The organism is Rothia nasimurium (genome assembly GCF_004569295.1).
GTDB classification, from domain to species: domain Bacteria; phylum Actinomycetota; class Actinomycetes; order Actinomycetales; family Micrococcaceae; genus Rothia; species Rothia nasimurium_B.
Map to the genome: position 1 here is coordinate 68,457 of NZ_SPQC01000004.1, position 20,951 is coordinate 89,407.

Genomic DNA, 20,951 nt, shown 5'->3' on the forward strand with positions numbered 1-20,951 from the left:
TTTGAGTTATTTTGCTCTACCCTCTTTACGTATACAGGACAGAGTCACTGGGCGATGGTTTGGTTTTGTTTCATGCCGTGTCTTGGGATGTGGGGTGCAGGTGGGTAAGTCGTTAACCGCCACAGATGTGGCGGTGGAGCGTTTCAATGCCAGACGTGTTTAAGAAAAAAGTTCCTGTAAACCGGATCAGAGCTGATGGGATAAGTGTGTGGATCTAGCTGCTGCTGGCTGGTTCTGTATCCGTCGTGTGTCTGGTGTTCTTTACTGCTGTTGCCAGTCTTCTTTGAGGCTTATTCATAAGGGAGTCCACACCCCAACCCCACCAACTAGACAACGGCCCCACCAAGCGTAGGCCTGGCCAACGGTTGAATCGGGAGCTAAAGACGAATAATCGGGTGCTGAATCGTTTGCGGTCGGTGGTTGAGCGGGTGATTACTCACGTCAAGACCTGGCGGATTCTTCATACTGGGTTCAGGCGGCCGTTTGGGTCGTATGGGCGGGTGTTTTCGGTGGTGCGGGGGTTGGTGTTTTATGCGGCCGGGAGGACTTTTGAATAACCCTCACCATCTGTTGCACGTGTGTAACAGATATTTTAGGGTGGGACATGTGGATATACCTGGACTCATCCGTGAAGCAGCTAAACAGCCTTCCCAAACAGCGCGAAAAGCCGGTATAGCTCGCTCAACCTTGCTCCGCATAACCCAAGAAAAAACGGAGCCCAAACCTGCGACCCTGCGCGAAATAGCACTAGCTCATGGGTATGATCTCATCTGCTCCCTCAGGCCAGGCTCAGACCCCTGGGCTGTTACTGCAGCTCGTTATCTTCTCGACCCCACCCTGCCAGAAAACCTGCCTCAAGCTCGTCCTGAAGTAGCCCAATGGTTAGCTCGCTATGAGCGGTGGGGAATTACCCCAACCACCCCAGAAGCTCCCCTCGACCCTGAAAAAAATTGCTGAAAAAATCGCTCCTTACGGAAACCTGGCTCAGCGGCGGGGAGTGCGTTTCTATGCACCAGCTTCTTCGATGTCACTAGCCGAACTTGCCTTGCGTGTAGCTTCAGCAGGAGATTAAAGCAAAGCCTCCTGGGCTCTCTCTGGTGCCCCCCTTGCCTCGCGTCTTTTGGGGAAGCAAGCTGTTTTGGCTCCCATCATTCTCTGGGTAGCAGAAAACCTTGAGCTAGCAGCGCAGAATCTTTCTCTAAACCTGGCTGAAGCAACAAATTTTCAACCTGTAGGAATTGTTCTAGCGCAGGCTGAAACCTATGAGCTCGAAGGAGCCACTCAAGAAGGAGGCATAAACCTAGTTTCCCCTGTCCAGGGCATACTTGACCTGCACTCTCTTAGCTTTGGAGCATTAGCCCGCCAGATAACAAGCCAGTGGGGTGAAAACTAACCATGAGTCTCCCTCCGCGCCGCATATATTGGGGCAACGACGAGGAGCAAATTTTTGCCTTGAGTGAGGGCTACAACTTCGTTGCAGAGCATGTTGAGCCGGGAACATTTGAACTGGCCGGGGAGTTCTCCAATCAGGTTCATGCCCTTGTTGCCCGGCATGAAACTATCGAGAGCGGTTCCTTGCCTACTTTTGCTCCGCAGTGCGATCTCAGTTCTATTTTGATGGAAACAGCGGTCAAGCTGCTGAGTTTCACGTGAAACACTCCGACCTTCTTCTGCGATGTCTCTGGCAGCCTTCTGTGGCTACAATCAAGCCCCTCAGCAAGAAGCTGAGGGGCTTGTCAGGGGTATCTAGAGAAGAAGCAGGGCCTACTTGAGGAACTCCGCAAACTCCTGCTCCAAGGCAGCCTTGGGCTTAGCGCCGACGATCTGCTTGGCAACCTCGCCGTCCTTGAAGACGTAGATGGCGGGGATAGAAGTAATGCCGTACTTCATTGCGGCGGCAGGGTTGTTCTCAACATCGAGCTTGAGCACCTTGACCTTATCGCCGTACTCTTCACCGAGCTGGTCGATGATGGGGCCGACCATGCGGCAGGGGCCGCACCATTCAGCCCAGAAATCGACGATGACGGGCTTGTCTGACTTCAGAACCTCGTCAGCAAAAGTAGCGTCAGTAACCTGCTGTGCCATGATAAATAACCTTTCGTAGAGGGGGCTAGGGGAGGCTTAGAGAGCCTCAAGATAGTGCTGGGCATCCAGGGCCGCAACGCAGCCTGAACCGGCTGCGGTGATGGCCTGGCGGTAGGTGGGGTCGATGACGTCGCCTGCGGCAAAGACACCGGGAATAGAGGTGCGTGAAGAGCGGCCCTCTACGGCGATGGTGCCAGCTTCGGTGAGGTCCAGCTGGCCCTGCACCAGGGAGGTGCGGGGGTCGGAGCCGATAGCAACGAAGACACCCTCAACATCCAGGGTGGTTTCTTCGCCGGTCTTCACATTCGACAGGGTCAGGCCAGAGACCTTCTCGTCGCCGTCAATGGTCTTGACGACCGAATCCCATATAACCTCAATCTTCTCGTGAGCCAGGGCGCGCTGGGCCATGATCTCAGAAGCGCGGAAGGAATCGCGGCGGTGGACCAGGTAGACCTTAGACGCAAAAGCGGTCAGGAACAGGGCTTCTTCGAGGGCTGAGTCGCCACCGCCGATAACAGCTAGCGCCTTCTCCTTGAAGAAGAAACCGTCGCAGGTAGCGCACCAAGAGACGCCGTGGCCAGAGAGACGGGATTCACCGTCCACACCCAGCTTGCGGTACTCAGAACCGGTAGAAATAATGACGGTCTTCGCCAGGTGAACTGACCCGTCGGTCAGAATAACCTTCTTAACGTCACCCTCGAGCTCAACCTCGGCGACGTCCTCGTAGCGAATATCTGCGCCGAAACGCTCTGCCTGGGCTCCGATGTTGGTCATCAGCTCGGGGCCCTGAATACCGTTGATGAAGCCGGGGAAGTTCTCAACCTCGGTGGTGGTCATCAGGTCGCCGCCGGGGGAGATCGATGAGGCGAAGAGGACGGGCTTGAGGTTGGCGCGGGCGGTATAGATGGCGGCAGTGTAGCCGGAGGGGCCTGAGCCAACAATAATGACGTTGTGAACGGTCTGGGCGTCGTTTTGGGCGGTGGCGTCGGGGGCGGTAGCGGTGGCTGAGCCTGCCAGGTTGAGGCCGGCAGCGGCGCCGCCGAAGAGGCCGCCGAGTGCGTTCTCGGTCATTGTTCTCCTTGGTGTTGGTTTGGTGCGCTATGGGTATGGAACGGCGGGTGGGTGGGGTTTATTCCCAACCCACCCGCCGGCGGTAGATGTGCTGTTACTTGACGGAAATTTCTGCCAGTCGCAGGCCGTAGACGTAGCCCGATACGATGGGCTGGCTCAGCTGCGGTGCGCTGGTGAACTTAACGATGATGTATTTGGTCTTACCGGCCTGGGCATCCTTATTGAGCTGGACGGTAGTGTCACCGGTGGCTGCGAAGCTACCGGAGCCGATTTCTGTAGCTCCCTGAACAGAGGCTGAGTCGTTGGCGTAGACGGTGAAGGCGCCACCTACACCCGATACCTGGTTGATGGTGATGCTGTTGACGGTGGTTGCCTCGTCGAGCTTGGCTGAGAGGTAGAAGGAATCGGTGAGGCCGCCGAAGTTAGCGGACCCGAAGGCCAGGGATAGCCAGGTGGTAGAGGTGTTGCCGTCGGTCAGGTTGCCTAGTAGGGAGTCGCTTTCTGCCATGAGGGTGGGAGCGGACGGTACCGTGCGGGTGAAGGTGCCCTCAATCTTGGGGGTGGGCAGAGCGGTGGGGCTGGGAGTGGCTGATGCGGACGCGCTCGCTGAGGCACTGGGTGACGCAGTGGTGGCTACGGCGCTGCCGTTGGTGTTGAGTACCTGCTTTGAGGCATCAGAATCTACCATGCTGCCGAGGCTGGCAAAGACGGCTCCGGCGCCGATAACGAGTAGCAGGACGGCCGCAATACCAACGACCCACATGCCACCGTTGCGTTCGGTGGGCTCGTCACCCTCGTAGTAGCCCTCTTCTTCGGCGTCGTATTCTTCGAACTCGTCGGCGGGTTTTTCCTCTACGGTGGAGAGGTTGCGGGTGGCAGAGATGGCGGTTGCACCCGCTACCGTTGCGGCACCTGCTGCCGCGCCGGCGTCCTGACCCTGCTCAGCGGTTTTTTCCTTAGCCACCACGTAGGTATTGGGGGCGGTCATAGAGCCGGTGTCGCCAAAGATTTCTTCGCCGAACTCTTCAGCGGAGTTGCTGCCGCCCTCGGTCAGGAGTATGTCGAGCAGGGTGTCGGGGCGGGAATGGGAGGTAATCAGGTAGGTGCGCTCGCTGTGGTTGCCCAGGTCGAGCACCTGCACAGCGGAACGGGAAAGCGTGCTGGAGTTGCGGGCATTGGTGACCAGCAGACGATTGTGGTCGGGGGCAGCTACAAGGATGGAGACCTTGCGGCCGAGTACCGTATCAAGGCCGTCTAGCACGGCGTCGCCGCTGGCTGTGTCGAGCAGGTGCGCGGTGACTTTGTAGCGATCTCCCAGCAGGGTGTTGAGGGGAATCTGCTGTGTCAAGTGGGGCCTCCCGTTGCGAATGGGTGAGTGATTGGTTAGGTTACTGAGTTTACCCTCTGTGGCGGGCAGTGGGGCGGCGCATACCGATTTTCGCCATAATCGGGTTCATGAGGGTGTCGAGTTCGCGCACGCGGAAGAGCATGAGCATGGCGTAGTAGGCAATCGCCATGACGACGCCGCCTGTAAGGACGGTGATGAAGGCGCTACCTCGTGAGGCCCAGGCGAAGCCGTCGAAGGTGTAGCCGCCCAGCAGGTAGAGGGCGGCGGCGCCTGCTAGACCTGCGCCGATAGAGGCGAAGGACACGCGGGCGTGGGTTGAGACGAGTTCGCGCACCCCGTAGTCGCCGAGGCGGCGGGCAAGGACGCGGTGGTTCAGGTAGACCGCCAGCACGTTCTGCAGGGCGTAGGTGAGGGCCAGGCCGTAGATGATGTGCTGGGAGGCAAGGCGGGAGGCGATGAAGCCCATCGCCATGATGACGACAGCTGAGAAGAGCTGAATGTAGAAGGGGGTTTTGGCGTCTTCTTGGGAGTAGAAGACACGGCCCATCATGAAGGCGATGGTGAGGAAGGGGCCACCCAGGGCTATGACGGCGATGGTCTGGCCGATCACAGCGCCTGCCTGCTGGGAGCCGCCGCCGAAGATCATGCCGATGGGCCCGGCAAAGACGATGAGGGCTACAGCGCAGAAGATGGTGGCGATAGAGGCGGTACGCAGGCCGGACGAGAGCGTGGTGGCTACCGAGGTGTGGTCGTCGTCCTGCGAGGCAGCCGACATGCGGTTGAAGAGGACCGTGGCGATGGAGAGGCCAATGACGCCGTGGGGCAGGGAGTAGAGCATAGAAGAGTAGTTCAGGGCTTGCACGCCGGGAATCTGCACGCCCATGGCCAGGAAGTCCTCGCGGGCGCCGACAACACCGGCCGCTACCTTAGCCAGGTAGAGGAAGGCCAGGTTGGAGATGATGCCGGTGGCCAGCGTCCACCCGGCTAGGTTGGCTGCGGTGCCCAGGCCGATGCTTCGCCAACCAAACTTGGGGCGCAGCTTCAGGCCCACCTTGCGCAGGGGGATAAAGAGAATCAGGGCCTGCAGGGCCACACCCAGGGTCGCTGAACCGGCCAGCACCAGGGTCTGGGCGGACGTCCAGCTCTCCAGGTTGTGGAAGGGCGGGTTGGTGGTGACGTCTTGGGGGCCAAAGGCCATGATGAAAACGACCAGGGCGGCGATAGCCACCACGTTGTTGAGGACGGGGGCCCACATATACCAGCCGAAGGCCCCTCGGGCGTTCAGCACCTGTCCCAGCACCGTGTAGAGGCCGTAGAAGAAAATCTGGGGCAGACACCAGAGGGCGAAAATCCAACCGAAGTGCTGCTGCTCGGGCGTCCACTTACTGCCCATGACCGCAATGATGGGCCAGGAGAAGGGCAGAACCACAGCGGTCACCGCGGCGATACCGCTGATCGCCAGCGTCACCAGACGTGAGACGTAGTCGGAGCCGCCGTCATCGTGCTTAGCTGCCTTGATAATCTGCGGCACCAGCACAGCATTAAAAATACCGCCAGCCACCAGCACATAAATCAGATTGGGCAGGGTGTTAGCGGTTTCAAAAATATCGCCCACGGTGGTTGTAGCACCGAGAGCAACAGTAATCAGGAAGGTTTTAACGAAGCCGAGAACCCTCGAAACGAGCGTACCAGCGGCCATAATTGCGCTGGATAAAGCACCGGAACGTGCCACGGGAATCCTTATCTACTCAGTCAGCTAGGAGAGCTGGTGAATGATGTACTCACGGGCAATCTCAGCGATGCGCCGCTCGTTGGGGAACGAGAGTCTACGCCCCAAATCGTCAATATTGACCCAGGCGACGTCAACCGCCTCGTGGTCAGGGTCGTTCTCGGTGGTGAGCTCGCCACCGGTCGCAGAGAACAAGAAGTGGTGAACCGTCTTATGCACACGGTGCCCCGAAACGTTGAACCAGTAGTCAATGGACCCCAGCGAGGTAATCACATCGCCAGAGATGCCGGTTTCTTCTTCAATTTCGCGGGCCGCAGCTGCCGCCTTGGACTCGTCCCCCTCGGGGTGGCCCTTGGGTAGGCACCATTCCAGACGCCCGCCGCGGTTGATGCGGGCGATGATGGCAACGGGCAGGTTGCGGTCGTCAAAGTTGACGATGACGCCGCCTGCAGAGACCTCCTCAACCGTGGGCATGGCAGCAACGGGCGTGAAAGCCCGCTTCTTTGGTGCCCGGGGAATAGGAAAAGTCATGTCTTTACCTTAACCGATAGAGAGGGGTGATGTTTTAAAAGTTGAGGGTGTAAGTGGTAACTTATGCGGTTTGCTGGCACGATTGAAGGGTTATGGCGCATGTTTTTGATACTTCCCTCATTCACCCGGTAGCACTTGAGGCGGGCGAGTTGTTTGCCCGCGCTGGCTTTGAGCTGGCCCTGGTGGGCGGGCCCGTCCGTGACCTGTTTTTGGGGGAAACCTCGGTAGATTTGGACTTCACTACCAACGCCACTCCCGATGAAACTCTGGCTGTGGTGGACGGCTGGGCTGACGCTACCTGGGAGATTGGCAAGGAGTACGGCACCATCGGCATCCGCAAGGGCAATGAGATGGTTGAAATCACCACCTACCGTGCTGAAAAGTACGACCCTGATTCTCGTAAGCCGGTCGTTGCTTTCGGTACAGATTTGAAGGAAGACCTCTTCCGCCGCGACTTCACCATCAACTCTATGGCCCTGCGTCTGCCCTCCCTTGAACTGGTTGACCCCTTTGGGGGGCAGGAGGACCTGCACAAGGGCATTATCCGTACCCCCGGCACCCCGCAGGCGTCCTTTTCGGACGACCCGCTGCGCATGATGCGCGCCGCCCGCTTCGCCTCCCGCCTGGATATTGACCTGGCCCCCGAGGTCTTTGAGGCCATGGTTGATATGGCTGACCGGATTCAGATTATTTCGGCTGAGCGCGTGCGCGACGAGCTGGTCAAGCTCATCTGCGGTGCCGCCCCCCGCCGCGGCGTTGATCTGCTTGTGGAGTCGGGGCTGGCGTCCTTTGTTCTGCCCGAAATCCCGGCGCTCAAACTGGAGGTCGACGAGCACCACCGCCACAAGGACGTCTACCAGCACTCCCTGACCGTCATGGAGCAGGCAGCTGCCCTCGAAACCGGTGCGGACGGTGCAGTGCCCGGCCCCGACTTCATCCTGCGCTTTGCCGCCCTCATGCACGATATTGGCAAGCCCGCCACCCGCAAGTTTGAGAGCAACGGGGCCGTGAGCTTCCTGCACCACGACGTGGTGGGGGCTAAGCTCACCAAGAAGCGCATGCGCGAGCTGCGCTTCGATAACGACACCATCAAGGCCGTTGCCCGCCTGGTAGAGCTCCACATGCGCTTCTACGGCTACGGGGACGCCGGCTGGTCGGACTCTGCGGTGCGCCGCTACGTACGCGACGCCGGGGACCTGCTGGAGCGCCTGCACCGGCTGACCCGGGCGGACGTCACCACCCGCAACAAGCGCAAGGCCAACCGCATCGCGTCCGCCTATGATGACCTGGAGCGTCGCATCGCAGAGCTGGCCGAGCAGGAGGAGCTGGACGCCATTCGCCCCGATTTGGACGGCGAAGAAATCATGGCGATTCTGGGCATCAAGCCTGGCCCTCAGGTGGGGCAGGCCTACAAGTTCTTGCTTAACCTGCGCCTGGATGAAGGCGCCCTGGGCAAGGAAGAAGCAACGGCCCGCCTGCTGGAATGGAGTAAAAAGTAAGGCCAGAAACTTGGGTATAAGCATATAGCCTTATATATGAATATATAAGGCTATATGCTTATCTTATGTTTGTTCTGACTGTTGACCAGGTGGGCTCATCCGGTGATAAGGACCGAATCCCCGACCTCTTTACCCTTGTCGATGGGCTAGAGGGTGGTGGCGCCCCAGTCTGTCCATTCCAGCGCACCGCAGGCGACGAAGCCCAAGCGGTGTTCGACGACCCAGCTGCTGCGCTTGTAACCGCTCTTGCTCTGGTGCGTGCCGGTCACTGGTACGTGGGCATAAGGGAGGGCTCGGTAAACGTCCCGCTACCTGCAGAAACTCGGGCAGGGGCCGGGCCTGCCTTTGAGTACGCCCGCAGAGCGGTTGAGCGGGCTAAAAAAACAAAAGGACGCTGCTGCTTCGCTGGGTCTGTAGCGGTAGCTCAGCTGGTTGATAGAGCCCTGAGCCTGCTCGCCCGTCTTGAAATAGACCGGCAAGAAACCCGCCAGCAGGCAGGAGAAATGGCTCGTCAGGGGTTGTCTCAGAAACAGATAGCTGAAAAACTTGGGATAAGTCAGTCTGCCGTGAGCCAGCGGCTCAGTGAGGGCTACTGGTCTGAAACACGAGCTCTGATAGACGAACTGGTAGAAATCCTGCGGTAGTCCATACATCTGCTCCATTCCTAAGGTGCATGAAGAACTCACCCCGCAGGCTGATGTTTTCTTCAGTCTGACCCCCTAGTGTTAAAAGTGATACCGTCACGCACAACAAGGGGAGACCCATGCTCGAGGTCAGAAACCTCACCAAAACCTACGGCCCTAAAACGGCCGTCAACGACATCAGCTTCACCGTGCCCAACGGCCGAGTTACCGGCTTTCTCGGCCCCAACGGCGCAGGCAAATCCACCACCATGCGCATGCTGGTAGGACTAGAAAGGCCTTCCAAGGGCAGCGCCCTGGTCGACGGCCAGCCCTACCGCTCCCTCAAAAGCCCGCTCACCTCTGTCGGCGCCCTCCTCGACGCCAAAGCCATGCACCCCGGGCGTAACGGGGCAGCCCACCTGCGCTCACTGGCGCTGACGCACGGCATCCCGAAATCCCGTGTTGACGAGGTTATTGAGATGACTGGCCTGGCCGCTGTCTCAAAGAAGAAGGTCAAGGGCTTCTCCCTGGGTATGGGCCAGCGCATGGGCATTGCAGCCGCCCTGCTGGGTGACCCCCAGAACATCATCCTCGATGAACCCGTCAACGGCCTTGACCCCGAAGGCGTGATCTGGGTGCGTAACCTGGCCCGCCACCTGGCCTCTGAGGGCCGGGCCGTGCTGATCTCTTCCCACCTGATGAGTGAGATGTCCCAGACTGCCGACGACCTTATTGTGATTGGCCGCGGCCGTTTGCTGGCTAACTGCTCCATGGAAGACTTCCTGAAAATCGGTGATGAAAACAAGGTTCTTGTGCGCACCGACGCCCGCGATACCTTCGCTACCGCCCTGAATGAGGCCGGCCACACCTTCACCGCCCTCGAAACGGATGGCCTGATGGTGGAGCAGGCGGACGTCCGCGACCTGGCCCGCCTGGCCCAGGAGGCCGGCGTACTGCTGCACGAGCTCACCCCGCAGAAGTCCACCTTGGAGCAGGTCTACATGAATATGACCCGCGACGACGTAGAATACACCTCGGCTAGCTTCGCTACCCCTCAGCCCGACGGCGGTACGGACGCCCCCGCCAGCTCCCAGCTCCCGGCGGGAGTCTCCGCCCCGGCAACCCCCTGGTCCTCAACCTCAGCACAGGAGAACTAACCATGACCACCGCATCTGTTTCTCCCGCGTCCGCGCAGGTCAACCACTCCCGTTTTGCCGAACGCAAGCTGACCTTCTGGGGTGTGCTGCGCTCTGAGGTGCTGAAGTTCCGCACCCTCACCACCAACTGGGTTATGACCCTGGTTCTGGTTGTGGTCATGGTGGGTATGGCCCCGCTGTACTCCCTCATGTTGAACTCCATGGCAGAGAGTGCTGAGATGATGGCTCAGGCCTCTGAAGGTATGGCTCAAACCAACGCCGGCATCGAATCTATGACCAATATGGCATATGCCCTGGGTGCCTCTGGCGTTGATCTAGCTAATATGCTCATTGCGGCTGTCGCAGCTGTATTTATCGGTGCTGAATATGCCACTCGGTCTATACACACTAGTCTAATCGTTGTTCCCCGCCGCTCATCGCTCTACATCGCCAAGCTACTGGTTCTGAGCGTCTACGGCTTCGTACTGGGCTTTGTACTGGCTGCCCTGGCCTATGCTGCCGGCTACCTCGTGCTTGATTCAGCTATCCGAGACACCCTGGAATTCACCGACGGGCTGGTACTCAACTGGGCGGCCGTGGGCATTTACTTCATGTTCATGACCTGGATGGGCTACGGCTTCGGTGCCCTCTTCCGCAATAACGCCGGCGGCATCGTCATGGTGGTCTTCCTGCTCTTCGTACTGCCCATCATTGCCGCTATCTTCATGGGCCAGTTCGAGTGGGTAGCGGACGCCTACAACTACCTGCCCTCGGGCTTGGGCCGTGTCATTCTCACCTACGACCTGAGTTCAGACGCCGACATCAGCTACCTGGAAGGCGGCGCCTGGTTTGCGCTCTGGGCCGCTGTGCCCGCCCTGCTGGGCTACCTGCGGTTTACTCTCACCGATACCCGCGGCTAAAAAGCTAGCCCTGAGACACAAGAGCCGGTTACCCTCGACGGGGTAACCGGCTCTTTTCTGCTTACTGAACTAAGGCTCTCTGTCCTTCGCAGTAGAGAGGCTATTCAAGATGCAGGGGGCCTACCAGACGCATCTCTTCGATGTCGTAGCGGTCCATCATCTCAATCAGGGCTTTATCATCAATTACTCCCCGGTCGCGCAAAAGAATGGACTGCTCGCGTGAAGCCCGAATGACCCTCAACCTCAGGTCGTTTTCAACCGCCAGTTCTTCAGAAGCTGCTGCGGCGGTTTCGGGCTGCTCGGCATGCTGGCCGAAGTGGCGGATCCACTCTTCCCGAATTTTCTGTTCCAGTTCAGGGGATGCACCCGCTTCTTGGGCAAGCTGAGGGAGCTGGTCCATGACCTTGTGGTAGGTGACGGTGTAGGCCTCTTGAAGTTCTTCTTCTTCGCTCCGCTGGTGGGCTTCTGCGGGGTTGGGGGTGGCGGCTGACCAGCGGACGGCCAGGGGCAGCAGAGCGCCCTGTACCACCAGGGAGAGAATCACGATACCGCTGGTCACGAAGAGGATGACGTCGCGGTAGGGGAAGGGGTCACCGAAGATCCAGCGGGCGGACATCATGGCCAGGTAGAGCACCACCGTGGCGAAGAGGGCGTGTGAGAGAGTATCGCTGCTGAGCCCCCTGACCGTGGTGGGCAGGTGCAGGCCAACGAGCAGGAAGAGGAAGGCATTGAGCACATAGGAGGTAAGGCCCCAGACCGGGCGGCTGAGCACACGGGACTGGGTGGTGCTGACGCGGGGGCAGCGCTGGGCCTGCTTAATGCCGCGCAGGGAAATATTCTGAGCCTCCCAGAACAGTAGCAGGGGCAGGAAGACGCTCAGGGCAACTTCGACCATGAACAACTTTCGGGCAGAGAAAAAGCCGGCCGCAGGTGGCTGCGATACCGGCTTTGGTCAGACAGATACTTCAGTGGTAAGGTGCAACCCAGCCTGAGCGGGTAAAACTTTTACCCGTCTCACAGGTTGGCAAACCTGGCCTCTCAACCCCTACCGCAGCCCTTACCTCGTAAAATAGAGCCATGGTTGAGCGTAAACAGAACGGCGACAGGTGGCTGGCCAGTGCCGCCGCGCACGCCACACCTGATGCTGTGCGCGACACCTTCACCACCTCCATCCAGCGAGTAAGCCGAATCCCCGGCCAGGTTGGGGAGTTCTCCGGGCGCGCCGCCGGCGTCCTTACCCGCAAGGACGCCCGTACCGTCCGCGTCCGCCTTACCCTCACCACCCTCTTCGTCACCCTGCTCGCCATACTGGTCGCCGCTGTAGGCAACTACCTCTCCCTCACTCACACCCCCGAAGACAGCGTAGACCGATATATGAGCGCCCTCGAACGCGGCGACTACATCGCCGGTATCGACCGCGGTGCCTACAGCGACTTCACCTACACCTACCTCACCAACTCCATCTACCGCGCCACCCAGGGGCGCGTAGAAAACTACACCATCACCGGCACCAGTCAGGACGCCACCGGGCAGGTCACAGCCAGCGTCCTCGCCACCGTTGCCGGGCAAGACCACCAGCTCACCCTGCCCCTCACCCGGATACCCCGCACCGGGCCCTTCAACGACAGCTGGCAACTTGCCACCCCAGCCCAGTCCTACCTCACCCTCACCGCGCCGGTGGCGCTCGCCGGGGTGCAGGTCAACGGCCAGTCCCTCGACCTTCCCGTTACGCGCCGTACAGAAACAGAGGCAGGCTACCAGTGGGTTATCCCCACCCTGCCTGGCACCTACGATTTCACCCTGCCCAGCAGCTCCTACTACACCCTCAGGCATGCCGACCACACCGTCACCGCACCCCTGCCAGGTAGCGGAACAAGCACTCAGGAGCTCACCCTCGACGTGCGCCCCTCCCCCCGCATGTGGAACGAAACTAACAACCTCATCACCTCCTGGTTGGAACGTTGCGAAAGCGCCCGCCGCCTCGATGTTGCTGGGTGCCCCACCTCGGCCCTGCACGGGGAAGACTCCACCGCCACCATCAGCAACGTCATCTGGAAACTCACCGACCGCCCCGCCTTCTACCTGGTACCAGACCGCACCGACCCCCGAGTCTGGCGGGCCGCTCGCTACCGTCAAGCCACCTTCGAAGTTACCTACCTGGCTAACGGTAAAGCCCAACGAGAAATCATCCCCTTCTATATCAACGCTGAGGTAGTCTCAGATGGAGCCCAAGCTAGCATCAGCGTGGGCCTGGGCGGCAGCGAAGAAAGCGAAGCCCAGCTGCGCCAAGCCATCAACAGCGAAGACGCCGCCAAATCCACCCTCCAAAAATTTGTGGCCTCACTCTAGGCCCACCTTCTAAAGGCAGGAGACCATGCCCGAACAGCCCCAGCACTACCAGCCCACCTATATCAACAACCCCGGCCGCGCCCGCTCCTTTGCCCAGGGCCAGCCGGTCTACATCGTGCAGGCCAAGTCCACCCTGGTGGCCTACCTGCTTTTCTTCTTCCTCTGGTGGCTCGGGGCCCACAAGTTCTACCTGCGCCAGCCCTTCATGGGTATCTTCTACATCGTGGGTAACTTCATCGCCGGCGGCATCACCGCGGCCGTGCCCTTCATTGGCTGGATCTTCTACATCCCCCTAGTCATCGTCATGATCTGGGACCTCTTCACCATCCCCGTACGCGTCGGCTACCTCAATACTTTGGCCAACCGCCGCATCTACTAATGGTGCTGTGAACAACACCGCTTTAACCGCGCCACCCCTACCCAAACCGGGCGTCCTGCGGTAAAGTTGGTCAAGTCTGTGCTGGCACTCGGCCAACACCTGAGACCGGCCAGACCGTACGTAATCTCCTGCTATGGAAATCCCATAGCCGCTTAGCCCAAAGGAGGGGTTTAATCATGCGTGCATACGAACTGATGGTTATCCTCAACCCCGAGGTAGAGGACAAGGCTGTAGAGCCCACCCTCACCAAGTTCCTCGAAGTTGTCACCAAGGACAACGGCACCGTTGACAACATGGACATCTGGGGCCGCCGTAAGCTCGCTTACGAAATCCAGAAGAAGTCCGAAGGCATCTACGCCGTCGTTAACTTCACCTCAACCCCCGAGACTGCAGCTGAACTGGACCGCGTTCTGAACCTGAACGAATCCGTCATGCGCACCAAGATCATCCGCCCGGAAGATCAGCAGATCTCCTCCAAGTAAATGTTTGAGATGGGGCCCTATTCACTAAAATGTCAGACCCCCGTGCAAAACTTCAAATACTTACTCTTATTACGACTGGAGGCATCACATGGCTGGCGATACCGTCATTACCGTCATCGGTAACCTGACCGGCGATCCTGAGCTTCGCTTCACCCCCAACGGTGCAGCGGTAGCTAACTTCACGATCGCTTCGACTCCCCGCAACTTCGACCGCGCATCCGGCGAATGGAAAGAAGGCGAGACCCTCTTCCTGCGCGCCAGCGTCTGGCGTGAAGCTGCCGAGAACGTCGCCGAGACCCTGAAGAAGGGCATGCGCGTTATCGCGCAGGGCCGTCTGAAGTCTCGCTCGTATGAAACCAAAGAAGGCGAACGCCGCACCAGCATGGAGCTAGAGATCGAAGAAGTCGGTCCCTCACTTCGCTTCGCCTCCGCTAACGTATCCCGCAACCAGCGCCCAGGTGGCAACTTCGGTGGCGACCAGGGCTTCGGCGGCGGCTACGGCAACCAGCAGGGCAACGGCTTCAATGCCGGTGGCCAGGGTGGTTACGGCGGCGGCGCAGGCTACGGCAACCAGGGCGGCTTCGGTGGCAACACCGGCGGCGCACAGCAGGGCAACTTCAACGCTGCCCCTGCCGCACCCGCAGCAGCCCCCCAGGCCGCACCTGCCCAGCAGGCACCCGCTGCTGACCCCTGGGGCCAGCAGTCCGGTGGTAACTACGACTGGGGATCCGGCGCAGACGACGAACCCCCTTTCTAAACCCCGGGTAGGCACCGCCTGCACGGCAGAAGGGAAGGGGCGCCCGGCGTCCTTCTTTGAACCAAGATAAAATATTCATCCATCCCGCGGTTTATCCCGCGGGCTCCCACCAGAAAAAGGAGCACCACGATGGCTAAGGCTGAAATCCGCAAGCCCAAACCCAAGCAGAACCCCCTGAAGGCTGCTGACGTCACCGTAATCGACTACAAGGACGTCGCACTTCTGCGTAAGTTCATCTCCGACCGCGGCAAGATCCGTGCACGTCGCGTCACCGGCGTGACCGTTCAGGAACAGCGCAAGATCGCTCAGGCAATCAAGAACGCCCGCGAAGTTGCACTGCTGCCCTACTCAGGCGCTGGCCGCTAAATCGATAGGAGAGTAGAAGAACATGGCTAAGATCATTCTTACTCAGGAAGTCACCGGTCTCGGTGCCGCTGGCGACGTCGTCACCGTAAAGGACGGCTACGCACGTAACTACCTGCTGCCCCGCGGCTTCGCAGTCACCTGGACTGTAGGTGGCGAAAAGCAGGTTGAGTCCATCCGCGCAGCACGCGCTGCTCGCGCCAAGGCTAACCTCGAAGAAGCAAAGGCAACCGCAGCTGCTCTGTCAGCAAAGCCCGTTGTCGTTGCTCACAAGGCTGGCGCTGACGGCCGCCTCTTCGGCACCGTCAAGGCTGAGCACGTTGCTGACGCCATTGAGGCATCAGGCGCAGGCTCCGTCGACAAGCGTGCGATCAACCTCGGTTCCGCTATCAAGCGCACCGGCGTTTACACCGTTTCTGTGCGTCTGCACGAAGACGTTGTAGCCAACGTTGAGCTGGACGTCGTAGCCGAGTAATTCCCTTGAGGATTATTCGCTAGGTTTCTAGCATCATTAGGACGCCCCCGTTCCCCCCTTCTTGGGGGAGCGGGGCGTTCTGCGTGTGGTGGGCTTGCGGTTTTTACAGGGGAGTCTGGCATGCTAGAGGGTATGGCTTTACAATCGACACCTCCTTCTGTCCGTACCCGCCGCCCCCAGAGCACCCAGACCCTGATTGCGGCTGCGGTCACCGAGGGCGTGGCGGTACTGACGCTGGTGTTGGCTTTTGTGGTGAACGTGGGGTCGCCCTCAACGGTTCTAGCGACCTTCTTAGGGTTCATGGCGATTTCTGTTGTGGCAGCTACCCTGGCCTTTGTGCTGGCCCTGGTGGGTCTGCTGCGCTTTGCCCGGCATACGCTCTGGTTCATCGTGATTCTGGTGGTGTCTGTGCTGGCTAACCCGGTGCTCTGGTTCTTCCTGATTAGCTACTTCTCCTAGAAGTTCCCCGGGGTGGCCGGTGCCTGCCCGCGCCCGGGAGGTGCCCACGGGCGTCCGCAAAAATACCCAGCTTGCTCCCAGGCAACTCAAAACCCAGTTCAAGCCTAGTGCGGTTATATAGATGTAACAGCTCGAAAGGCTATAAGAAGCGAATGTGTGTGTGCTTCGAAAAGCGGGTAATGCTGAACCCGGTTTTCACTCACCGATGGCGAGACCAGTATGGGGGTCTCGCCATCAGTGTTTAAAGCGTTTTTCACCCGCCCGGCGGATGTGTCCTAGCGCCGTTTTCTCTAGGGTAGAAGCAGAGACCCCACACACGAAAGGTAGCGATGGAGCGCCCACACCAGACCCTTCAGCCCCAGTCCCCTCAGACTCTTCCTGCACCTCGCATGCTTGTGCCCGATGTCGCCCGAGGGCTGATGCTCTGGGGCATCGCGGTGGCTAACGTGACCACCGCCTGGGTGGTCTTTGCCGGTGGCCCGGCCTCGATGACGGGCCGGGTGGTAGATGGCAGCTTCTGGGACAAGCTGACCATCATGTTCACCACCTCCTTCGTGCATGCCCGCGGCTTCCCCATGTTCTCGACCCTGCTGGGCTTTGGTGTGGGGCTGATCGCTGCCAGTCTCTATCGGCGCAGCTACCCGCTGCCTAAGGCCCGCGGAGTGATTGCCCGCCGCTACGGTATGCTGGCGATCTTTGGAGTCCTACACATGGTCTTTCTTTTCTGGGGCGACATCATGCTGGCCTACGGCCTGATTGGCCTATTCATGGCCTGCTTAATCGCGGTGCGCACCAAGGTCTTGCTCTGGGTGGCCGGTACGCTTTTTGCCGTGACCAACCTGGTAGCTCTGGCCGGGGTGCTCCTGCTTGAGGCGGTGCTCGGTGCTGGCCAACTCCAGGAGCTACTGAACGGGGGTAGCAGCGGCGGCCTACTGCCCATAACGAGCTACTGGTCGGTACTGCTCAACGGCCTGATTGTGCTGCTCGGTAGCTTCCTTAGTGTGCCGTTGCAGGCTTTTATGTTGCTCCCGCTGATGCTGCTGGGGTTTGTGTTGGCGCGTGAGGGCGTGCTGGCTGACCCTGCGCGTCACCGCCGGGTGCTGGTGTGGCTGGCCGGGGTGGGCCTGGTTGCTGCCCTGGGCACCGGTATTCCTGCCGGGCTTGAGGCCCTGGGTGTGCTGCATACCGGCGTTTTCGGGGTGCTCACGATGACCCTGGGGGTTCTGGGTGGCCCGGGCTTTATTGCCCTGCTGGCGCTGGCACTTGCCGGGGTTCAGGAGCGCACGGACGCCGGTGCCCCCGTCACCGCCCCGCTTCGGCCCCTGATTGCCCTGGGTAAGCGGTCTATGACCGGTTACGTGTTGCAGTCGGTGATTTTCTTAGTGGTCTTCGGCGACTTTGCCCTGGGGCTCTTTGCGGACGCCGGTGCCTCCGTGCTTCTGCTGGTTGGCACCGCTGGGTGGCTGGTGACGGTTCTTGCGGCGGTGACTCTTGAAGCGGCGGGCAAGCCCGGCCCGCTAGAGGCCCTGCACCGCAGGATGTCTTACGGTAAAGGCGGGCTGAATTAGCTGAGGGGCAGAGGCTTCGCCCGCGGCCTGGGGTGCTGTCTAGGTTTCTTGGCGTGTGTGCACGTTTTTCTCTGCACACGAGCTAAGAACCCTAGACAGACTACCGCTCCACATTCCCAGCTGGCACACAGGAACGATATATAGGAGCTTAAGAAGGCTCCGCCATACTAGAGGTACAAGGTTCGAAAGAGCAGCTGCCCGCAGGGTGGCACTGGAGAATCTCAAGAAAGCAGTAGTGTGTGTTTCTTGCATGGGGCCTAGCCCCGATGTGTAAATGTGTGTGTATTGATGGGGCTGGGTCGGGGGACCCGGCCCCATCGTTTTCGCAGCGATGTATGTGGACCTGCGGAAGAGAAAAAGGCGAGCAAAACGATATTCTGTCATTCTGCTTAAATATCCCAAGCAATCGCCGAATCCCCTCATCCAGCACAAGTACATATCAAGTTACTGGCCGGCAGGGGTAGGAGCTGGCATAGGGGCTATCTCTACGAACCCCTGGCTGGGGTACTTGCCTGATACGCCTTTGAGTTCAATCCAGATTTCCTGGCCTTGGCCGGTTAAAGCTGTAGCCATGGTGGTTTGTTGAGGTAGGCAGGGTAGACCCTGCGACATGATGAACCCCTGAGCGTCCCATACTTCTGCTGAGAAGCCCCCATGGTCAGAGCACCAAGCGATGAGGTAATAGTCCACACCTTCGACAGCAACACCAGGTTGCCCCTCAATTGTTTCAGAGTCAAAGGTGATACGTGTTGCTGCTTCATCTGATGGAAGGGGTGGGGTGACGCTGGCAGATGGGGTAGATGTATGATGTGTTGTTTGGCTGGGGGTGGGAGTGCTTTGAGCGCTGTTACTATCTGAACAAGCAATAAGCAACTAGCTAATAGAACCGAGGGTAAGGGCTTAAACGTTTTCAAGGCTAATCTTCCCAGTAGTATCAACCTACTCTGTTGGTGTCAGGGTAAATAATGGTTCCTGACTCAAGAACAGTCGTTGTGCAGTCGTGGTTAACTTCAAACTTCTCAATTTTTCATATGCGGTGCAAAACACTTTATCAACCTCTTTTTAATAAGCAAGATTATTTATATAACAAGTTGGCCTCAAAAAGATTGCGCTTTGGTCTCGGCGTGGGGTATCTAGGTGGAAGTATGGAGGGACGCAGGCTGCCCCTCTTCTTGCTCATGATTGTGGCAGGTGTTGTGGGGCTGAAAGTCACCTCCTAGAGAGGCAGGCGCATAATAGACCCATGAAGGTTTTAATCGCTGTCGATAAGTTCAAGGGCACTCTCACCGGCGCGCAGCTCACCGAGGCGCTCGCCGCCGGGCTAGAGGGGGTTGACGGGTGCGAGGAGATCATCACCTGCCCCATTGCAGACGGCGGCGACGGCACCGTAGACGCCGCCCTGGCTGCCGGCTACAGCGAGGTCACCTGCACCGTCACGGGCCCCTTCGCTGGCCAGCCGGTGACCGCCCGCTACGCCTACTCGCCAGCTGAACGCACGGCCGTCCTCGAAATCGCTGAAGCGGGCGGCATTGCCCGCCTGTGCGAAGACCAGCTGGATACCTGGCGGGCCACCTCCTTTGGGGCCGGTGAGCTGATTCTGCACGCGGTGGGCGCGGGTGTGCGGACGCTCGTGGTCGGCCTGGGTGGATCGGCTAGCACCGACGGGGGAGCGGGGCTCATGCAGGCGCTCGGTGTGAAACTTCAGGACGCCGCCGGGCGCGAGCTTGCCCCCGGCGGCGGAGCGCTGGGGCAGCTAGCTTCTGTTGATATGGCCGGGCTTGATGAGCGCCTATCCGGGGTAGAGATCATTATGGCGAGCGACGTGACTAACCCGCTGTGTGGCCCGTCCGGCGCTGCTGTGGTCTACGGGCCCCAGAAGGGGGCTACCGAAGAGCAGGTGCCCCAACTTAACCAGAACCTGCAAAAACTAGCCGATGCGGTAGAAGAAACCCTCAATGTTTCACGTGGAACATTCGCTGATTCTCCCGGCGCAGGTGCCGCCGGTGGCCTGGGCTTTGCCTGCCTGTCGGTGCTCGGGGCCACCATGCGCCCCGGTGTGGATGTCTGTTTCGAGCTCACCGGCTTCCACCGGGCCCTTGAGCAGGCAGATATCGTCATCACCGGTGAAGGGAAATTCGACGAACAAACCCTCCAGGGCAAGGGCCCGGCAGGAGTCGCGGCAGAAGCCTCCGCCCGCAACCTGCCGGTCATTGCCGTCTGCGGAATCAGCGAACTCTCCCCCAGTCGGGCCCGCGAAGCCGGCTTCACCGCCGTCTACTCGGTCGTGGGCGACACCCTGGCTACTCTGGAAGAATCCCTGGCTAACCCGCGTCCTTACCTTCACGAACTAGCGGCCACCATCGCCAGCACTCACCTGCGCTAGCCCCTTCTCCCTACCGCGGCGCGAGGGCTACTTCTTCTTCCAGTAGCCCTTGGCATAGCCGTGCCCCTTGGGCACGCCCAGCTCCCGCCGCGCCCAGATACGCAGGGGGTGAATAGACCCGGACTCACCCGCCAACCAGGTACACACCGACCCCTCCGGCAGGGGGTAAGCCATCACGGCCTCAGCCAGAGCCCCGCGCCGGGCAGAATCCACCCAGACCACCTCAAAGTTCTCAGGAGCAGCAATCACCTGCTGCGACGCCTCCCCGGGCACCTCAATCACGGCCACACCCCGGGCGCTCGCGGGCAGGCTCTCGATCCAGCGGGCCATACCGGGTAGGCCGCTTTCGTCCCCGGCTAGCAGGTAAAAGTCGTAGTCGTTGCTGATGGAGTACCCCGACTTCGCCCCCAGAAAATGGGCACTATCGCCCACGGCAACGGTGCGGGCCCAGGTGGTTCCAGCCCCGTGCTCGTGCAGCATGATGTTGATTTCCAGCGCCCCGGTGCGCTCGTCAAAGTTCCTGACCGTGTACTTGGCGGTGGTGGTCGGCTGGCTCCATCGCGCCTTGCCCTTCTCAAAGGTCGGCACGGTCAGCACCTCCCCTTTCTTGCCGGTCACCAGGTAGACGTACTCACCCACCAACCCCTGGGCCTCAACCCGCTTGTCACCCACTGGCTCAGCAACTACCCGCATGACGGTGGGTGTCAGCTGCCCCACCTCGGTCACCCGATAGTGGGAGTAATCGCCCCGGTACTTGCCCGACTTCATCGGCTGGGGGTAGGACGCTCCCGCCC

Annotated in this window: 24 protein-coding genes; 16 read left to right on the plus strand and 8 right to left on the minus strand. The window is 59.8% G+C overall.

What is annotated here, in order from left to right; genetic code table 11:
- Nucleotides 1-296: 296 nt before the first annotated feature.
- From E4U03_RS13675 to E4U03_RS01980, 3 genes are all read left to right on the plus strand, one after another.
- Entirely contained in the window at nt 297-557 is a 261-nt protein-coding gene (locus tag E4U03_RS13675) for a transposase family protein (protein WP_135011332.1), read from the plus strand.
- 581 nt (nt 558-1,138) lie between these two features.
- On the plus strand, nt 1,139-1,393 hold the full coding sequence (locus tag E4U03_RS01975; RefSeq protein WP_135011308.1) for a hypothetical protein: 255 nt from the start codon (nt 1,139-1,141) through the stop codon (nt 1,391-1,393).
- A 2-nt stretch (nt 1,394-1,395) separates the two neighbouring features.
- On the plus strand, nt 1,396-1,653 hold the full coding sequence (locus tag E4U03_RS01980; RefSeq protein ID WP_135011309.1) for a hypothetical protein: 258 nt from the start codon (nt 1,396-1,398) through the stop codon (nt 1,651-1,653).
- A gap of 111 nt (nt 1,654-1,764) precedes the next feature.
- Here the strand turns inward: E4U03_RS01980 and trxA are convergent, their stop codons facing one another.
- The 5 genes from trxA to E4U03_RS02005 all read right to left on the minus strand — a co-directional run bounded on the left by trxA (nt 1,765) and on the right by E4U03_RS02005 (nt 6,764).
- Nucleotides 1,765-2,085 (minus strand): thioredoxin, encoded by a 321-nt coding sequence (trxA, locus tag E4U03_RS01985; RefSeq protein WP_135011310.1) that lies wholly within the window; start codon nt 2,083-2,085, stop codon nt 1,765-1,767.
- A gap of 36 nt (nt 2,086-2,121) precedes the next feature.
- Nucleotides 2,122-3,156, minus strand: a complete 1,035-nt coding sequence (trxB, locus tag E4U03_RS01990; protein ID WP_135011311.1) for a thioredoxin-disulfide reductase — start codon at nt 3,154-3,156, stop codon at nt 2,122-2,124.
- A gap of 94 nt (nt 3,157-3,250) precedes the next feature.
- Nucleotides 3,251-4,504, minus strand: a complete 1,254-nt coding sequence (locus E4U03_RS01995) for a serine/threonine protein kinase (RefSeq protein ID WP_135011312.1) — start codon at nt 4,502-4,504, stop codon at nt 3,251-3,253.
- A 49-nt stretch (nt 4,505-4,553) separates the two neighbouring features.
- Nucleotides 4,554-6,236 (minus strand): murein biosynthesis integral membrane protein MurJ, encoded by a 1,683-nt coding sequence (murJ, locus tag E4U03_RS02000; RefSeq protein ID WP_135011313.1) that lies wholly within the window; start codon nt 6,234-6,236, stop codon nt 4,554-4,556.
- Between the two features lie 24 nt (nt 6,237-6,260).
- Nucleotides 6,261-6,764, minus strand: coding sequence for an NUDIX domain-containing protein (locus E4U03_RS02005; RefSeq protein WP_135011314.1), 504 nt, complete (start codon nt 6,762-6,764; stop codon nt 6,261-6,263).
- A gap of 92 nt (nt 6,765-6,856) precedes the next feature.
- On the opposite strand from E4U03_RS02005, the gene E4U03_RS02010 reads away from it, so the two are divergent.
- From E4U03_RS02010 to E4U03_RS02025, 4 genes are all read left to right on the plus strand, one after another.
- Nucleotides 6,857-8,263, plus strand: coding sequence for a CCA tRNA nucleotidyltransferase (locus tag E4U03_RS02010; RefSeq protein WP_135011315.1), 1,407 nt, complete (start codon nt 6,857-6,859; stop codon nt 8,261-8,263).
- A gap of 65 nt (nt 8,264-8,328) precedes the next feature.
- Complete coding sequence (locus E4U03_RS02015; protein WP_135011316.1) at nt 8,329-8,907, plus strand: helix-turn-helix domain-containing protein; 579 nt, start codon at nt 8,329-8,331, stop codon at nt 8,905-8,907.
- A 119-nt stretch (nt 8,908-9,026) separates the two neighbouring features.
- Complete coding sequence (locus E4U03_RS02020; RefSeq protein WP_135011317.1) at nt 9,027-10,043, plus strand: ABC transporter ATP-binding protein; 1,017 nt, start codon at nt 9,027-9,029, stop codon at nt 10,041-10,043.
- A 2-nt stretch (nt 10,044-10,045) separates the two neighbouring features.
- On the plus strand, nt 10,046-10,942 hold the full coding sequence (locus E4U03_RS02025; protein ID WP_135011318.1) for an ABC transporter permease subunit: 897 nt from the start codon (nt 10,046-10,048) through the stop codon (nt 10,940-10,942).
- A gap of 100 nt (nt 10,943-11,042) precedes the next feature.
- Here E4U03_RS02025 and E4U03_RS02030 read toward each other — a convergent pair whose 3' ends face one another.
- A complete protein-coding gene (locus tag E4U03_RS02030) occupies nt 11,043-11,837 on the minus strand; it encodes a hypothetical protein (RefSeq protein ID WP_135011319.1) in 795 nt (264 codons plus the stop codon).
- Nucleotides 11,838-12,019: 182 nt separating this feature from the next.
- Between E4U03_RS02030 and E4U03_RS02035 the strand changes: the two genes are divergently transcribed.
- From E4U03_RS02035 to E4U03_RS02070, 8 genes are all read left to right on the plus strand, one after another.
- Nucleotides 12,020-13,291 carry a hypothetical protein gene (locus E4U03_RS02035; protein WP_135011320.1) on the plus strand — a complete coding sequence of 424 codons (1,272 nt, stop codon included), beginning with the start codon at nt 12,020-12,022 and terminating at the stop codon, nt 13,289-13,291.
- A gap of 25 nt (nt 13,292-13,316) precedes the next feature.
- Nucleotides 13,317-13,670 (plus strand): TM2 domain-containing protein, encoded by a 354-nt coding sequence (locus E4U03_RS02040; RefSeq protein WP_135011321.1) that lies wholly within the window; start codon nt 13,317-13,319, stop codon nt 13,668-13,670.
- A gap of 176 nt (nt 13,671-13,846) precedes the next feature.
- A complete protein-coding gene (rpsF, locus tag E4U03_RS02045; protein ID WP_135011322.1) occupies nt 13,847-14,152 on the plus strand; it encodes a 30S ribosomal protein S6 in 306 nt (101 codons plus the stop codon).
- Between the two features lie 88 nt (nt 14,153-14,240).
- Entirely contained in the window at nt 14,241-14,909 is a 669-nt protein-coding gene (locus E4U03_RS02050; RefSeq protein WP_135011323.1) for a single-stranded DNA-binding protein, read from the plus strand.
- Nucleotides 14,910-15,038: 129 nt separating this feature from the next.
- On the plus strand, nt 15,039-15,275 hold the full coding sequence (rpsR, locus tag E4U03_RS02055) for a 30S ribosomal protein S18 (protein WP_004005948.1): 237 nt from the start codon (nt 15,039-15,041) through the stop codon (nt 15,273-15,275).
- 22 nt (nt 15,276-15,297) lie between these two features.
- Entirely contained in the window at nt 15,298-15,747 is a 450-nt protein-coding gene (gene rplI, locus E4U03_RS02060; protein ID WP_135011324.1) for a 50S ribosomal protein L9, read from the plus strand.
- A gap of 132 nt (nt 15,748-15,879) precedes the next feature.
- Entirely contained in the window at nt 15,880-16,206 is a 327-nt protein-coding gene (locus E4U03_RS02065) for a hypothetical protein (RefSeq protein ID WP_135011325.1), read from the plus strand.
- Between the two features lie 329 nt (nt 16,207-16,535).
- Nucleotides 16,536-17,774: a DUF418 domain-containing protein gene (locus tag E4U03_RS02070; RefSeq protein WP_135011326.1), complete on the plus strand. Its 1,239-nt coding sequence runs from the start codon at nt 16,536-16,538 to the stop codon at nt 17,772-17,774.
- Between the two features lie 444 nt (nt 17,775-18,218).
- Here E4U03_RS02070 and E4U03_RS13525 read toward each other — a convergent pair whose 3' ends face one another.
- A complete protein-coding gene (locus tag E4U03_RS13525; RefSeq protein WP_265588546.1) occupies nt 18,219-18,347 on the minus strand; it encodes a hypothetical protein in 129 nt (42 codons plus the stop codon).
- A gap of 670 nt (nt 18,348-19,017) precedes the next feature.
- Between E4U03_RS13525 and E4U03_RS02075 the strand changes: the two genes are divergently transcribed.
- Nucleotides 19,018-20,157, plus strand: coding sequence for a glycerate kinase (locus tag E4U03_RS02075; RefSeq protein ID WP_135011327.1), 1,140 nt, complete (start codon nt 19,018-19,020; stop codon nt 20,155-20,157).
- 27 nt (nt 20,158-20,184) lie between these two features.
- On the opposite strand, the gene E4U03_RS02080 is transcribed toward E4U03_RS02075, so the two are convergent.
- On the minus strand, nt 20,185-20,951 hold a 767-nt coding region (locus tag E4U03_RS02080; protein ID WP_135011328.1), incomplete at its 5' end, for a siderophore-interacting protein.